Source organism: Pseudomonas sp. TJI-51 (genome assembly GCF_000190455.2).
GTDB lineage: Bacteria > Pseudomonadota > Gammaproteobacteria > Pseudomonadales > Pseudomonadaceae > Aquipseudomonas > Aquipseudomonas juntendi.
In genome coordinates this window covers 97,023-111,548 of the sequence record NZ_AEWE02000012.1, presented here as the reverse complement: position 1 = coordinate 111,548, position 14,526 = coordinate 97,023, and the positions used below count along the sequence as shown (strand labels likewise).

At 63.7% G+C, this 14,526-nt stretch carries 13 protein-coding genes; 5 read left to right on the top strand and 8 right to left on the bottom strand.

All coding sequences use genetic code 11. The annotated features are described in order from the left end of the window. Nucleotides 1–65: 65 nt before the first annotated feature. Entirely contained in the window at nucleotides 66–1,457 is a 1,392-nt protein-coding gene (locus G1E_RS03140; RefSeq protein WP_009683365.1) for an L-cystine transporter, read from the bottom strand. A gap of 244 nt (nucleotides 1,458–1,701) precedes the next feature. Here G1E_RS03140 and G1E_RS03135 point away from each other — a divergent pair, with 244 nt between their 5' ends. Beyond that, nucleotides 1,702–2,757, top strand: coding sequence for a phosphorylcholine phosphatase (locus G1E_RS03135; protein WP_009683364.1), 1,056 nt, complete (start codon nucleotides 1,702–1,704; stop codon nucleotides 2,755–2,757). Between the two features lie 174 nt (nucleotides 2,758–2,931). Here G1E_RS03135 and ilvD read toward each other — a convergent pair whose 3' ends face one another. Together ilvD and G1E_RS03125 are read right to left on the bottom strand one after the other, a co-directional pair. Next, a complete protein-coding gene (ilvD, locus tag G1E_RS03130; RefSeq protein WP_009683363.1) occupies nucleotides 2,932–4,773 on the bottom strand; it encodes a dihydroxy-acid dehydratase in 1,842 nt (613 codons plus the stop codon). Between the two features lie 271 nt (nucleotides 4,774–5,044). Further along, a complete protein-coding gene (locus G1E_RS03125) occupies nucleotides 5,045–6,241 on the bottom strand; it encodes a class I SAM-dependent rRNA methyltransferase (RefSeq protein WP_009683362.1) in 1,197 nt (398 codons plus the stop codon). 178 nt (nucleotides 6,242–6,419) lie between these two features. Between G1E_RS03125 and G1E_RS03120 the strand changes: the two genes are divergently transcribed. Together G1E_RS03120 and mutM are read left to right on the top strand one after the other, a co-directional pair. Continuing rightward, nucleotides 6,420–7,238: an HDOD domain-containing protein gene (locus tag G1E_RS03120; RefSeq protein ID WP_175442610.1), complete on the top strand. Its 819-nt coding sequence runs from the start codon at nucleotides 6,420–6,422 to the stop codon at nucleotides 7,236–7,238. A 3-nt stretch (nucleotides 7,239–7,241) separates the two neighbouring features. Then, entirely contained in the window at nucleotides 7,242–8,054 is an 813-nt protein-coding gene (mutM, locus tag G1E_RS03115; RefSeq protein WP_009683360.1) for a bifunctional DNA-formamidopyrimidine glycosylase/DNA-(apurinic or apyrimidinic site) lyase, read from the top strand. Nucleotides 8,055–8,232: 178 nt separating this feature from the next. Here the strand turns inward: mutM and G1E_RS03110 are convergent, their stop codons facing one another. From G1E_RS03110 to G1E_RS03090, 5 genes are all read right to left on the bottom strand, one after another. Beyond that, nucleotides 8,233–8,484, bottom strand: coding sequence for a YfhL family 4Fe-4S dicluster ferredoxin (locus tag G1E_RS03110; protein WP_009683359.1), 252 nt, complete (start codon nucleotides 8,482–8,484; stop codon nucleotides 8,233–8,235). A 102-nt stretch (nucleotides 8,485–8,586) separates the two neighbouring features. Next, nucleotides 8,587–9,072, bottom strand: a complete 486-nt coding sequence (gene coaD, locus G1E_RS03105) for a pantetheine-phosphate adenylyltransferase (protein ID WP_009683358.1) — start codon at nucleotides 9,070–9,072, stop codon at nucleotides 8,587–8,589. 112 nt (nucleotides 9,073–9,184) lie between these two features. Further along, nucleotides 9,185–10,783 carry a GMC family oxidoreductase gene (locus G1E_RS03100; RefSeq protein WP_009683357.1) on the bottom strand — a complete coding sequence of 533 codons (1,599 nt, stop codon included), beginning with the start codon at nucleotides 10,781–10,783 and terminating at the stop codon, nucleotides 9,185–9,187. A gap of 20 nt (nucleotides 10,784–10,803) precedes the next feature. Continuing rightward, nucleotides 10,804–11,289 carry a hypothetical protein gene (locus tag G1E_RS03095; protein ID WP_009683356.1) on the bottom strand — a complete coding sequence of 162 codons (486 nt, stop codon included), beginning with the start codon at nucleotides 11,287–11,289 and terminating at the stop codon, nucleotides 10,804–10,806. A 10-nt stretch (nucleotides 11,290–11,299) separates the two neighbouring features. Beyond that, a complete protein-coding gene (locus tag G1E_RS03090) occupies nucleotides 11,300–12,739 on the bottom strand; it encodes a coniferyl aldehyde dehydrogenase (RefSeq protein ID WP_009683355.1) in 1,440 nt (479 codons plus the stop codon). 151 nt (nucleotides 12,740–12,890) lie between these two features. Between G1E_RS03090 and G1E_RS03085 the strand changes: the two genes are divergently transcribed. Both G1E_RS03085 and G1E_RS03080 read left to right on the top strand, forming a co-directional pair. Further along, complete coding sequence (locus tag G1E_RS03085; protein WP_009683354.1) at nucleotides 12,891–13,556, top strand: TetR/AcrR family transcriptional regulator; 666 nt, start codon at nucleotides 12,891–12,893, stop codon at nucleotides 13,554–13,556. Between the two features lie 48 nt (nucleotides 13,557–13,604). Further along, on the top strand, nucleotides 13,605–14,459 hold the full coding sequence (locus G1E_RS03080) for a sulfurtransferase (RefSeq protein ID WP_009683353.1): 855 nt from the start codon (nucleotides 13,605–13,607) through the stop codon (nucleotides 14,457–14,459). Nucleotides 14,460–14,526: the final 67 nt, after the last annotated feature.

Sequence of the window (14,526 nt, the reverse complement as noted above, 5' to 3'; positions counted from 1 at the left end):
CGCCGCATATCTTGTGGCAAACACCTGTCAGCCCTGATGCAATCCCTGTGGGCCCCGGCAATCTGTCAGGTATGGCTCAGCTCGGCATGTTCATCGTCGGCCAGCACGTCCTTGTCGGTCTCTTTCAGCAACTGGCTGGTGACCACCCCGGCAGTCATCGAGCCATTCACGTTCAACGCTGTACGGCCCATGTCGATCAGCGGCTCGACCGAAATCAGCAACGCCACCAGTTCCACCGGCAAGCCCATGGCCGGCAACACGATCAGCGCGGCGAAGGTGGCGCCGCCGCCCACGCCGGCAACCCCTGCCGAACTCAGCGTGACGATGGCCACCAGGGTGGCGATCCACAGCGGGTCGAAGGTATCGATGCCTACCGCAGGCGCGACCATGACCGCCAGCATGGCGGGGTAGAGCCCCGCACAGCCGTTCTGGCCGATGGTGGTGCCGAACGAGGCGCTGAAGCTGGCAATCGACTGCGGCACGCCCAGGCGGCGGGTTTGCGCTTCGATGTTCAGCGGAATGCTGGCTGCGCTGGAGCGGCTGGTGAAGGCGAAGGTGAGTACCGGCCACACCTTGCGGAAGAAACGCAGCGGGCTGACGCCGGTGGCGGCGAGGATGATGCCGTGAACCACGAACATCAGCGCCAGGCCCAGGTAGGACACCACCACGAAGCTGCCCAGCTTGAGGATGTCTTCCATGTTCGAACTGGCTACCACCTTGGTCATCAGGGCCAGCACGCCATATGGGGTCAGTTTCATCACCACCCGCACCAGGCGCATGACCCAGGCTTGCAGGGTGTCGATGGCCGACAGCGCACGTGCGCCTTGCTCGGCGTCGTCCTTGATCAGTTGCAGGGCCGCCAGGCCGACGAACACGGCAAAAATCACCACGCTGATGATCGACGTCGGCTTGGCCCGCGCCAGGTCGCCTACCGGGTTGCTGGGAATGAACGACAACAGCAACTGGGGGATATTGAGGTCGGCGACCTTGCCTGCGTAGTCGCTGTGGATGACCTGCATGCGAGCGCTTTCCTGGGCGCCGGCCACCAGGCCCTCGGCGCTGAGGCCGAACAGGTTGGTCAGCACGATGCCGATCAACGCGGCAATGGCCGTGGTCAGCAGCAGGGTGCCGATGCTCAGCACGCTGATACGGCCCAGCGACGAGGCGTTGTGCAGGCGCGCGACGGCACTGAGGATCGAGGCGAAGATCAGCGGCATGACGATCATCTGCAACAGGCCCACATAGCCATTGCCGACCAGGTCAAGCCAGGCGATGGTGGCCTTGAGCACCGGGTGACCGGCGCCATACACGGTGTGCAGGGCCAGGCCGAAGAGTACCCCCAGCGCCAGGCCCAGCAAGACCTTCTTGGCCAGGCTCCAGTCGGTGCGGCGGGTTTGTGCCAGACCCAGCAACAGGGCCAGGAATGCCAGCAGGTTGAGTGACAGCGGCAGATTCATTGAAGCTCCAGCAGAGAAAGCAAAGGGTGGCATCGCCTCTGTGAGCGATTGCGAACGGAAATGCTAACAGCCTGAAAACAAACGACTTTATACCCAAATGGAATGTGCATAGTCGTTTATGGAATAACGCCATGTCGCAAATTGCAATGAACACGGCGTTTACTGCTGCCTCAAGGTCGGTGTGGACTGCCGCCCATCGGCCGGGTTGCACTAGCGTTGGCAGATCATTTCAGGAGATTCGTACATGAAAGTCGCCGTGAAAGCTGCCGCTATTGGCTTGTCCCTGCTGTTCAGTATCGAAACCTTCGCCACCGAGCTCAAGCACTGGCCTGCCGATGCAGCCAGGCAGCTCGACAGCATGATCGCTGCCAATGCCAACAAAGGTAACTATGCTGTGTTCGACATGGACAACACCAGTTACCGCTATGACCTGGAAGAAGCCTTGCTGCCGTTCATGGAAAACAAAGGCTTGCTGAGCCGTGACAAGCTTGACCCGTCGCTGAAGTTGATACCGTTCAAGGACACCGCCGAGCACAAGGAAAGCCTGTTCAGCTACTACTACCGGTTGTGCGAAATCGACGACATGGTGTGCTACCCGTGGGTCGCCCAGGTGTTTTCCGGCTTCACCCTCAAGGAGTTGAAGGTGCAGGTGGACGAACTGATGGCTTCGACCCAGCCGATTCCCAGCACCTATTACGATGGCGACCAGGTGAAGGCGATCGACGTGCAGCCGCCGAAGGTATTCAAGGGCCAGGCCGAGCTGTACAACAAGCTGATGGAAAACGGCATCGAGGTCTATGTGGTTTCGGCCGCCTCTGAAGAGTTGGTGCGCATGGTCGCTTCGGACCCCAAATACGGCTACAACGTGAAGCCGCAGAATGTGATTGGCGTGAGCCTGCTGCTCAAGGACCGCGCCAATGGCCAGTTGACTACCGCGCGCAAGCAGATCAGTGCCGGGCACTACGACGCCAAAGCCAACGAAGGGCTGGAACTGACCCCGTACCTGTGGACCCCGGCCACCTGGATGGCGGGCAAGCAGGCGGCGATCCTGACTTACATCGATGAGTGGAAGAAGCCGGTGCTGGTGGGCGGCGACACGCCAACCAGTGATGGCTACATGCAGTTTCATGGGGTAGACGTCGGCAAGGGCGGTATCCACCTGTGGATCAACCGCAAGGCCAAGTACATGGACCAGTTGAACGGCATGATTGCCAAGCAGGCGGCGGCGCAGGCCAAGGAAGGGTTGCCGGTGACGGCGGACAAGAACTGGGTGATCGTGACGCCGGAGCAGATCCAGTAAGGCTTGTGTAGAGTGGGCCGGCCTTTTCGCGGGCTCGCTCGCTCCCACTTGCATTGCATGACTTTCAGATGCTGTGCGGTCCCTGTGGGAGCGGGCGAGCCCGCGAAGAGGCCGGTGCAGGCATAAAAAAACCGGCGCACAGTGCGCCGGTTTTCCTTTCATGCTTTCGAAGCCTTACAGCCCTTCGAGCATCGCCTTGTTACGCACAGCCCCCTTGTCGGCACTGGTTGCCAGCAACGCATAAGCCTTCAGTGCGGTGGTCACCTTGCGCGGGCGGACTTCAGCCGGTTTCCAGCCTTTCTTGTCCTGCTCTACTCGGCGCGCAGCCAGCTCTTCATCACTGACCAGCAGGTTGATCGAACGGTTGGGAATGTCGATCAGTACCTTGTCACCGTCGCGCACCAGGCCGATGGCGCCGCCTGCAGCAGCCTCCGGCGAAGCGTGGCCGATGGAAAGGCCCGAGGTGCCACCCGAGAAGCGGCCGTCGGTCAGCAGGGCGCAGGCCTTGCCCAGGCCTTTGGACTTCAGGTACGAGGTCGGGTAAAGCATTTCCTGCATGCCCGGGCCGCCTTTCGGGCCTTCGTAGCGGATGATCACGATATCGCCGGCCTTCACTTCGTCGGCGAGGATGCCGCGCACGGCACTGTCCTGGCTTTCGAAGATCTTCGCGGTACCCTCGAATACGTGGATCGACTCGTCGACACCGGCGGTCTTCACCACGCAACCATCGAGCGCGATGTTGCCGTAGAGCACGGCCAGGCCGCCTTCTTGCGAATAGGCGTGCTCGAAGCTGCGGATGCAGCCGTTCTCGCGGTCGTCATCCAGGGTTTCCCAGCGGGTCGACTGGCTGAACGCGGTCTGGGTCGGGATCCCGGCTGGGCCGGCCTTGAAGAAGGTGTGCACGGCTTCGTCGTCAGTCTGGGTGATGTCCCATTTGGCGATGGCTTCTTCCATGCTGCGGCTGTGCACGGTCGGCAGGTCGGTGTGCAGCAGGCCGCCACGCGCCAGCGAGCCGAGGATGCTGAAGATGCCGCCAGCGCGGTGCACGTCTTCCATGTGGTACTTCTGGATGTTGGGCGCCACTTTGCACAGCTGCGGCACTTTGCGCGACAGGCGGTCGATGTCGCGCAGGTCGAAGGCCACCTCGCCTTCCTGGGCCGCGGCCAGCAGGTGCAGGATGGTATTGGTCGAGCCGCCCATGGCGATGTCGAGCATCATGGCGTTCTCGAACGCCTTGAAGTTGGCGATGCTGCGTGGCAGTACCGACTCGTCGTTTTCGCCGTAGTAGCGTTTGCACAGTTCGACGATGGTGCGCCCGGCCGTCAGGAACAGCTGCTCGCGGTCCGAGTGGGTGGCCAGGGTCGAGCCGTTGCCCGGCAGGGCCAGGCCCAGGGCTTCGGTCAGGCAGTTCATCGAGTTGGCGGTGAACATGCCGGAGCACGAACCGCAGGTCGGGCAGGCGCTACGCTCGTACTCGGCGACTTTCTCGTCGGATGCGCTGGAGTCGGCGGCGATGACCATGGCGTCGACCAGGTCCAGGCCGTGGCTGGCCAGCTTGGTCTTGCCGGCTTCCATCGGGCCGCCCGAGACGAAGATCACCGGGATGTTCAGGCGCAGGGCGGCCATCAGCATGCCGGGGGTGATCTTGTCGCAGTTGGAGATGCACACGATGGCATCGGCGCAGTGGGCGTTGACCATGTATTCCACGGCGTCGGCAATGATCTCGCGGCTGGGCAGCGAGTACAGCATGCCGTCGTGGCCCATGGCGATGCCGTCGTCGACCGCGATGGTGTTGAATTCCTTGGCCACGCCACCGGCGCGTTCGATTTCGCGGGCGACCAGCTGGCCCAAGTCCTTCAGGTGCACGTGGCCCGGGACGAACTGGGTGAACGAGTTGGCGATGGCGATGATCGGTTTCTTGAAGTCTTCGTCCTTCATGCCGGTGGCGCGCCACAGGGCACGGGCGCCGGCCATGTTGCGGCCCTGGGTGGAAGTCTTGGAACGATAATCAGGCATGAAACACTCCTGGCGGCTTAATCAGGTCACAAAAAGGGGAGTGAGCTTCTCTTGTCCTTTGTACCGCAGGCCGGTTGCCACTGGCACGGATGAGGCCGAAGACTGCGCGGGATCGCCGCGGGCTTGACCAGAGCTCATAAACCCGCCGGGGATGACTGGCGATGAATAGGCCGATTCTACACCCCTGGCGCGGCGAAGGAATGCAGATGTGGATGGCTGGCGGGGAGATTGCAGCAGGAAAGGGCCGCGCGGCGGCCCATTTTGGCAGATATCAGCTGTTTGGCAGCAACCGGCAGGTGATGCTCTTGATGTAGCGGGTTTCGGCAATGGCCGGGTGCACCGGGTGGTCGGGGCCCTGGCCGCCGCGCTCGAGCAGCTGCAGGTTGCGGTCCAGGTGGCGGGCGCTGGTCAGCAGGATGTTGTGCAGGTCGTCCTCGGGCAGGTGCATGGAGCACGAGGCGCTGACCAGGATGCCGTCCTTGCTCAGCATGCGCATGGCCTGTTCGTTCAGCCGGCGGTAGGCCGCCTCGCCGTTCTTCAGGTCTTTCTTGCGCTTGATGAACGCGGGTGGGTCGGCAATGATCACGTCGAAGCGTTCTTCGGCAGCCTTCAGTTCGCGCAGGGCTTCGAACACATCGCCTTCGATGCAGGTCAGCTTTTCGCCGATGCCGTTCAGCGCCGCGTTACGCTCCACGCCATCCAGGGCAAAGCCCGAGGCATCGACGCAGAACACTTCGCTGGCGCCGAAAGCACCTGCCTGCACGCCCCAGCCACCGATGTAGCTGAACAGGTCGAGCACACGCTTGCCCTTGACGTACGGCGCCAGGCGCGCACGGTTCATGCGGTGGTCGTAGAACCAGCCGGTCTTCTGGCCTTCACGCACCGGGGCTTCGAACTTGACGCCGTTCTCTTCCAGCGGCACCCAGTCCGGCACCTCGCCGTAGACGGTCTCCACATAGCGCTGCAAGCCTTCGGCGTCACGGGCGGCGGAATCGTTCTTGAACAGGATGCCGCTTGGTTTGAGTACTTGCACCAGGGCAGCGATCACGTCGTCCTTGTGCGCTTCCATGGTGGCCGAGGCCAGCTGAACCACGAGGATGTCGAAGAAGCGGTCGACCACCAGCCCTGGCAGCAGGTCGGAATCGCCATAGACCAGGCGGTAGCACGGCTGGTCGAACAGGCGCTCGCGCAGCGACAGGGCGACATTGAGGCGGTGCACCAGCAGCGACTTGTCCAGCGGCAGCTTGATGTCGCGCGACAGCAGGCGTGCGCAGATCAGATTGTTCGGGCTGAGTGCGACGATGCCCAACGGTTTGCCGTTGGCCGCCTCGAGAATGGCCTGCTGGCCGGCCTGGAAGCCTTGCAGTGGGGTCGCGCTGACATCGACTTCGTTGCTGTAGACCCACAGGTGGCCGGCGCGCAGGCGGCGGTCGGCATTGGCTTTGAGGCGAAGGCTGGGCAGGGACATGACGTCGCTCCGGGAAAAAAGAGCGGGATTATACCCTGTTGGCCGGCACTTCGGTTCGAGGTACGACAAAGCGCCGGCACGGCCAACTGGGTTAGAATCCACCGTCCTAAACGAGTGTGCACGTATGTCCCAAGAACTCAGCGCCGAACAGATCCAGCAAGCCTTGCAAGGCATCACCATCCCGCCGCAACCGCAGATCATGGTTGACCTGCAGTTCGAGCAGTACATGCCTGACCCGGACCTGGAAACCATCGCCAAGTTGATTTCCCAGGACCCAGGCCTGTCCGGCGCCTTGCTCAAGCTGGTCAATTCGCCGCATTTTGGCCTGTCCAACAAGATCGGTTCGATCCAGCGTGCGGTGAACCTGCTGGGCAGCCGTTCGATCATCAACCTGATCAACGCCCAGTCGATCAAAGGCGAGATGAGCGACGAGACCATCGTTACCCTCAACCGCTTCTGGGATACCGCCCAGGACGTGGCGATGACCTGCCTGACCCTGGCCAAGCGCACCGGTATCCAGGCCGCGGACGAGGCCTACACCCTGGGCCTGTTCCACGACTGTGGCGTGCCGTTGATGCTCAAGCGCTTCCCCAACTACATGGAGGTGCTGGAAGAAGCCTATGCCAAGGCCGGCGGCGAAACGCGGGTGGTGGATACCGAAAACCGCGCCTTCAATACCAACCATTCGGTGGTCGGCTACTTCACCGCCAAGTCCTGGCGCCTGCCGGAGCACCTCACTGCCGCCATCGCCAACCACCACAATGCCTTGGCAGTGTTCCGCGACGATACCGCGCGCAACACCCAGAGCCAGCTGAAAAACCTGCTGGCGGTGCTGAAGATGGCCGAGCATATCTGTGCCTCCTACCGAGTGCTGGGCAACCAGGCAGTCGACCACGAATGGCGTGTGGTCGGCCCGCTGGTGCTCGATTACATTGGCCTGTCGGATTACGATTTCGAAAACCTCAAGCAGAACATTCGTGAGTTGGGCGGGCACTGACACATGCCGGAATTACCCGAAGTAGAAACCACCCGGCGCGGTATTGCGCCGCACCTGGAAGGCCAGCGCGTCAGCCGCGTAGTGGTGCGTGATCGGCGCTTGCGCTGGCCCATTCCCGAAGACCTCGACGTGCGCCTGTCGGGGCAGCGCATCGTCACTGTCGAACGGCGCGCCAAGTACCTGCTGATCAATGCCGAAGTCGGCACCTTGATCAGCCACCTGGGCATGTCGGGCAACTTGCGCCTGGTCGAGCAGGGCTTGCCGGCGGCCAAGCATGAGCATGTCGATATCGAGCTGGAGTCGGGGCTGATGCTGCGCTACACCGACCCTCGCCGTTTTGGTGCCATGCTCTGGAGCCAGGACCCGTTGCGCCACGAGCTGCTGCTGCGCCTGGGGCCGGAGCCGTTGACCGACCTGTTCGACGGCGAGCGGCTGTTCCAGCTGTCCCGTGGGCGCTCGATGGCGGTCAAGCCGTTCATCATGGATAACGCGGTGGTGGTGGGGGTGGGCAACATCTACGCCAGCGAGGCGCTATTCGCTGCCGGCATCGATCCACGCCGTGCGGCAGGGGGGATTTCCCGGGCGCGTTACCTGAAGCTGGCGATCGAGATCAAGCGGGTACTGGCGGCGGCGATCGAGCAGGGCGGTACCACCTTGCGCGATTTCATCGGCGGTGACGGGCAGCCGGGGTACTTCCAGCAGACCCTGTTCGTGTACGGGCGGGCCGGGCAGCCGTGCAAGGTATGCGGTACGGAGCTGCGCGAAGTGAAGCTGGGGCAGCGTGCGAGCGTGTTCTGCCCACGCTGCCAGCGCTGAGGCTACAGGTGATTACCGTTCTGTAGGAGCGGCCTTGTGTCGCGATGGGGTGCGAAGCGCCCCCAAAATTTCAGCGTCTGCACAGAAACTTCGGCTTTAGCGCGGAAACCGCCGGGGCCGCTGTGCGGCCCATCGCGACGCAAGGCCGCTCCTACAGAAACCGCGCAGGGCTGGGGGTTCAGGCCTTGCCGGTAATACGCCGGTACTTGGCCATCAATTGCTCTTCGGTTTCCGGGTGCGCCTCATCCAGCGGGATGCAATCGACCGGGCAGACCTGCTGGCACTGCGGCTCGTCGTAATGACCCACGCACTGGGTGCACAGGTTGGGGTCGATCACGTAGATCTCTTCGCCTTGGGAGATGGCCTCGTTCGGGCACTCGGGTTCGCAGACGTCGCAATTGATGCAATCGTCGGTAATGATCAGGGACATGGGGACTCCGGCCGGGGCTCAGCGCCCGGGCATGTTCAACGCAATGGGCACAATTGTGCCGCATTCGCGCCCGCAGTGCACGCGGGCGCGACAATCAGGCGGTCAGGCTTGCTTCTTGAAACGCTCGGTCAGTGCCTCGGCCACCGCAGGGTGGACGAATTTGCTGATATCACCGCCCAATGCGGCGATTTCCCGGACCAGGGTCGAGGAAATGAACGAATAGCGCTCTGACGGCGTCAGGAACAGGCTCTCGACATCGGGTGCCAGTTGCCGGTTCATGTTCGCCAACTGGAACTCGTATTCGAAGTCGGAAACCGCACGCAGGCCGCGCAGCAACACATTGGCGCCCTGTTCCTTGGCGAAATGCGCCAGCAGCGAAGAGAAGCCGATGACTTCGACATTGGGCAGGTGCTTGGTGACCTCACGGGCGAGCGCGACACGTTGCTCCAGCGGGAACAGCGGGTTTTTCTTCGGGCTGGCCGCCACTGCGATGATCACGTGGTCGAACAGGCGCGAAGCGCGCTCGACCAGGTCGCCGTGGCCTTTGGTAATGGGGTCGAAAGTACCCGGGTACAACACTCGGTTCATCGCGTCATCCTGGCTGGAGTGCGTTGGGGAGTCGGATGGTAGCGCAGCGACGGCGCCCCGGCCAAGTCATGCGGCCGGCTGATGGCACTATAGACAGGGCGTGTATTCGTTGTCATGCGTTGTGTGCCAGGCGGCTAGCCAACGCTTCGCTGAGCCTGGCGCTGATGGCATACACCGACAGTTGCGGGTTGGCGCCGATGCTGGTGGGGAACAGCGAGCCGTCGTGAACCGACAGGTTTTCCAGCTGGTGATGGCGGCCTAGGCTGTCGCACACCGCCTGGCGCGGGTCTTCGCCCATGGCGCAACCACCCATCACATGGGCGCTGCCCAGGCGCGTACGGAAAGGCTCCAACGGTAGGCGGTCGATCATGGCCAAGGCCTGTTCCAGGCTGGCAGCGGCGCTGGCATCGCTGTGCACCGGGGTTACCTCGGCCGCGCCGGCGGCGAACTGGACCTGCGCCATGCTGCGGTAGGCGCGCCGCAAGCCGTCACGCAGGTAGTCGGTGACCGGATAATCGAGCACGGGGGAGCCGTCGCCGCGCAGTTCAACGCTCCCGCCCTGGCTTTGCGGGTGAAACCCGTCGCGCAGCAAGGCCAGCATGACATGGGTATTGGGTAGTTCGGCCATGCGCCGGGCATTGTCCTGGCCATGGCCACCCAGCAGGGTGCTGGCCAGGGCCGGGTGCAGCGGCGGTACTTCGAGCTTGTAGCCCACCGGCCCCTCCGTGCCGTGCTGCCACTGGAAATGGTCGCTGTAGATCGACTGCGGCGCGCCGTAGTAGGGGTCGATGCGCTCGTTGAAGCGTGCGGCGCTGAAGTTGACCAGGTGCAGGAAAGTGCGTTTGCCCAAGCGGCCATGCGGGTCGGGGGCATTGGAGCGCAGCAGCAGGGCCGGGCTGTTGATGCCGCCGCCTGCCAGGATGTAATGGCGCGCGTGTACTGTCACTTGCCGACCTGTCGGGTGGATGCCTTGCGTATCCAGGGCCTGGCAGGTCAGGTGTTGGATGCGCTCGCCGTTGTGGCTGAAGCGCTCGGCCCGGGCCAGGTAAAGCAGCTCGCCGCCCTGTTCGAGGGTGGCGGGAATGCGCGTCACCAGCATCGATTGCTTGGCATTCACCGGGCAACCCATGCCGCAGTAACCCAGGTTCCAGCAGCCGCGCACGTTGCGCGGGATGACTGCCCAGCGATAACCCAGTTGTTCGCAGCCACGGCGCAGCACGTCGTTGTTGGCATTCGGTGGCATGGCCCAGGGTGTGATACCCAGCTCCAGTTCCATGCGCTCGAACCAAGGGCGCAGCTCATCTTCGCCGAGCCCTTGTACGCCATGGGCCGAGGCCCAGTGCGCCAGGGTCTGCGGCGGGGTGCGAAAACTCGACGTCCAGTTCACCAGCGTGGTGCCGCCTACGGCGCGGCCTTGCAGGATGGTAATGGCGCCATCCTTGCTCATGCGCCCCAGGCCCTCCTGATAGAGGCTGGCATAGGCTTCGTGCTCCAGCAGCTTGAAGTCGCTGCTGGTCTTCAACGGGCCTTCTTCGATCAGCAAGACCTTGAAGCCCGCGGCGCTGAGCCGCTGTGCGCTGGTGGCGCCGCCGGCACCGCTGCCGATCACGACGATGTCGGCGTGCAGTTGCAGGTCATGTTCCAGGCGTGAGGCGTCGTGGGTGATCCAGCCGCGGTCGAGGCCTTGGCGAAACGGGTCAGGCACAGGCATTGGCGATGCTCTTGTCGTGTTCAGATTTTCGGTGGGCCGGGGTAGCCGCAGGTGGCCCAGGACTCGGGGCGCTCGTACCAGGCCATTTGCAGCAGTTGCAGCAGTGAGGCATGCCCCATGCGCAGCAGGTTCAGCGAGCTGCCCTGCCAGCGCTGCAGGAAAGCCTCGACCTGGGCGGGCGCGGCCTGGGCCCAGGCCCCCCAGATGCCGGTCAGTGGGCCGCGGGTCAGCGGCAGGCTGAGCACGTCGAACAATTGCCGGGTAAGTTTGAGCATCTCCGGCGACAGCGCTGCCAGCTTGTAATCGAGGCTGCGCAGTACCAGCGTATCGGTGGCCAGCGTGCCGCTGAGCACCACCGGTATCAGCGCGCGCAGCAGTGGCAGGTCATCGTGGCGCAGCGCCTGAAACCCCGGCGCGGCCGTTTGTGCGCTGCAGCCCACCAGGCTGGCACCGGCCAGGAAGGTGCTCGCGGCAACGCTGAAACGCAGCAGGTCACGACGGTGCATGGCCCGGGCCTCAGCGGATGAACAACTTGTAGACCAGGCGCTGCAGGGCTTTGCCGTAAGGCGGGTAAATCAGCCGTGCGGCGTTGAAGCGTTGCTTGGCCAGTACCGCCTTGGCCTTGCTGAAGGTCAGGAAGCCTTCGTGGCCGTGGTAGTGCCCCATGCCCGAGGGGCCTATGCCACCGAACGGCAGGTCGTCCTGAGCCACATGCAGCAAGGTGTCGTTCAGGCATACCCCGCCGGAATGGCTGTGCTGCAACACCTGTTGCTGTTCGCCACGGTCGTAGCCGAAGTAGTACAGCGCCAAGGGCCGCGGGCGCTGGTTGATGTAGGCCAGCGCGTCATCGAGCGTGTCGTAGGGCACCAGCGGCAGCAGCGGGCCGAATATTTCGTCCTGCATGACCTGCATGGTGTCGTTCACCTTGGTCAGCACGTGTGGCGGCAGGCGCCGCCCTTGGCGTGTCTCGTGGGCGTACAGGTCGGTCACCTGCGCACCTTTGCCGCGCGCGTCCTGCAGCAGGTGCTCAAGGCGTGCCAGTTGCCGGGGGTTGATGATGGCGCTGTAGTCAGGGTTGTCGGCAATGCGAGGGTACATGCGCCGCACGGCGGTGCCGTAGGCATCGGCGAAAGCATTCAGGCGCTCGCGCGGCACCAGCACGTAGTCGGGGGCGACGCAGGTCTGGCCGGCGTTGAGCGTCTTGCCGAAGGCGATGCGCTCGGCGGCTGTTTCCAGCGGTACGCTGGCCGACACGATGGCCGGGGATTTGCCGCCCAACTCCAGGGTCACCGGCGTCAGGTTTTGCGCGGCCGCCAGCATGACCTGGCGGCCTATGCTGGTGGCCCCGGTGAACAGCAAGTGATCGAACGGCAGGCGAGCGAACGCCTGGCCGACCTCGATCTCGCCAAGCACCACACTGACCAGGTCCTCGGGAAACACCTGTTGCAGCAGGGCCTGCAAGGCCTGGCCAGTAGCCGGGGTAGCCTCGCTGAGCTTGAGCATGACCCGGTTGCCAGCGGCCAGGGCACAGGTGAGCGGGCCGATGGCGAGAAACAGCGGGTAATTCCACGGCACGATGATGCCGACGACGCCTAGCGGCTGGTAAAGCACCCGCGCGCTGGCCGGCTGGAATGCCAGCCCCACGGCCCGCCTGGAAGGGCGCATCCAGCGTTGCAGGTGGCGCTCGGCATGGCGTATGCCCTGCACCGAGGGCAGAAGCTCGGCCAGCAACGTTTCATCGGCGCTGCGCCCGCTGAAGTCGGCATCGATTGCTGCGATCAGCTGCTGCTGGTTGGCCAGCAGGGCCTCGCGCAAGCTTTTCAGCCACTGCCGCCGTTGTGTTGCCGGCGGCAGAGGGTTGCCGGCGAACGCCTGGCGCTGGGCGCTGAATGTCGCCTCCAGGGCGTGGTCGGCATGCACGGCAGGCAAGGCAGGCAAGGCGATGGGCGAGGTCACGGCGGTCTCCTGGCTGAGCTTGAAGTTTCTAGAGTCTATACTCTAATTTCTGCGTTGGCGCGAGTATTACCCTTGCAGAGACCGGTGTATCAGCCGGGTGAATCGCCGTAAGATGAACCTTTATCAACGCCTGCAGACTGGGAGCTTGAGCATGGCCCCGCGCATGAAGACCCGAGAGCGCATCGTGCAGAACAGCCTGGAGCTGTTCAACCAGCAGGGCGAGAGATGCGTCAGTACCAACCACATTGCCGCACACATGGAAATTTCGCCCGGCAACCTGTATTACCACTTCCCTAACAAGCAGGCGATCATCGCGGTGTTGTTCAGCCAGTACGAAGAACTGGTGGACAGTTTCCTGCGCCCGCCGCAGGGGCGTGCGGCGACCGTGGAAGACAAGCGGTTCTACCTCAAGGCGCTACTGGCGGCGATGTGGAACTACCGCTTCCTGCACCGCGACCTGGAGCATCTGCTGGACAGCGATGCCGAACTGGCCGCCCGCTACCGGCGCTTCTCCGAGCGCTGCCTGCGCCAGGGCCAGGCGATCTATCGCGGCTTCGTCGACGCAGGCATCCTGGCCATGGCGCCGGCGCAGATCGAATCGCTGACCATCAACGCCTGGATCGTGCTGACCTCGTGGGTACGTTTTCTCAGTACCACCCGCGAGCACTCCGCGCACCTGGGTGAAGAAGCCTTCATGCGCGGCGTCTACCAGGTACTGGTGCTGGAGCTGGGTTTCGTCACCGACAGTGCCCGCCACGCGGTGGACGCGCTGTGCCAGGAATTTCAGGTACCGTTCAACCAGGCCCTGGAGCTGTAACCCGGGGCGCCAGTGTCATTGCTTTGTGCCATTGATCAGGAGATTGTCATGCCCCTTGCGCAATTGATCACCCCGCAACAATTGGCCGAGCGTCTGGGCTCGCCCAAATCGGTGATCCTCGACTGCCGCTTTGCCCTTGAAGATGTCGACTATGGCCAACGCAGCTATGCGCAAGGGCACATAGCCGGTGCGCATTTTGCCGACCTGGACCGCGATCTCAGCGGGCCGGTGAGCAAGGGGCGTACCGGGCGCCACCCGTTGCCCGATGCGCAGCGGCTGGTCGAGCGCTTGCGTGAGTGGGGTGTGGACAACGACAGCGAAGTGGTGCTGTACGACGACGGCCCCGGCGCCTTTGCTGCCCGTGCCTGGTGGATGCTGGTCTGGTTGGGCAAGCGCAGCGGCGTGGCGATCCTCGACGGTGGCCTGAAGGCCTGGCATGCAGCGCACCTGCCCCTGAGCCTGGACCCTGCACCCAAGCGCCAAGGCACGTTCAGCGGCGAGCCAGACCCCGCGCTGCTGATCGATGCCGACCACCTGGCCAAGCGCCTGGGCAATGCAGACCTGACCCTGATCGATGCGCGGGCGTTGCCGCGTTTTCGCGGCGAGGTGGAGCCCATCGACCCGGTGGCAGGGCATATCCCCGGCGCGCAGTGCGCGGCGTTTACTGACAACCTGGGGCCTGACGGGCGCTTTTTGCCGGCCGATCAGCTCAGGCAGCGCTTTGCCGAAAAGCTGGCCGGGCGGGCACCGGAGCACGTGGTGTCTTACTGCGGTTCGGGGGTGACGGCATGTCACAACCTGTTTGCACTGGCGCTGGCAGGCTACCCGCTGGGCAAGCTGTATGCCGGGTCGTGGAGTGAGTGGATCACTGATCCGGAGCATGGGGTGGCCACCGGCGAATAGGTACGTCTGCCGCGAGCAGGGCATGGAGGGACGTTACTGGCCCTCCACCAGCCACTGCGGAATCCGC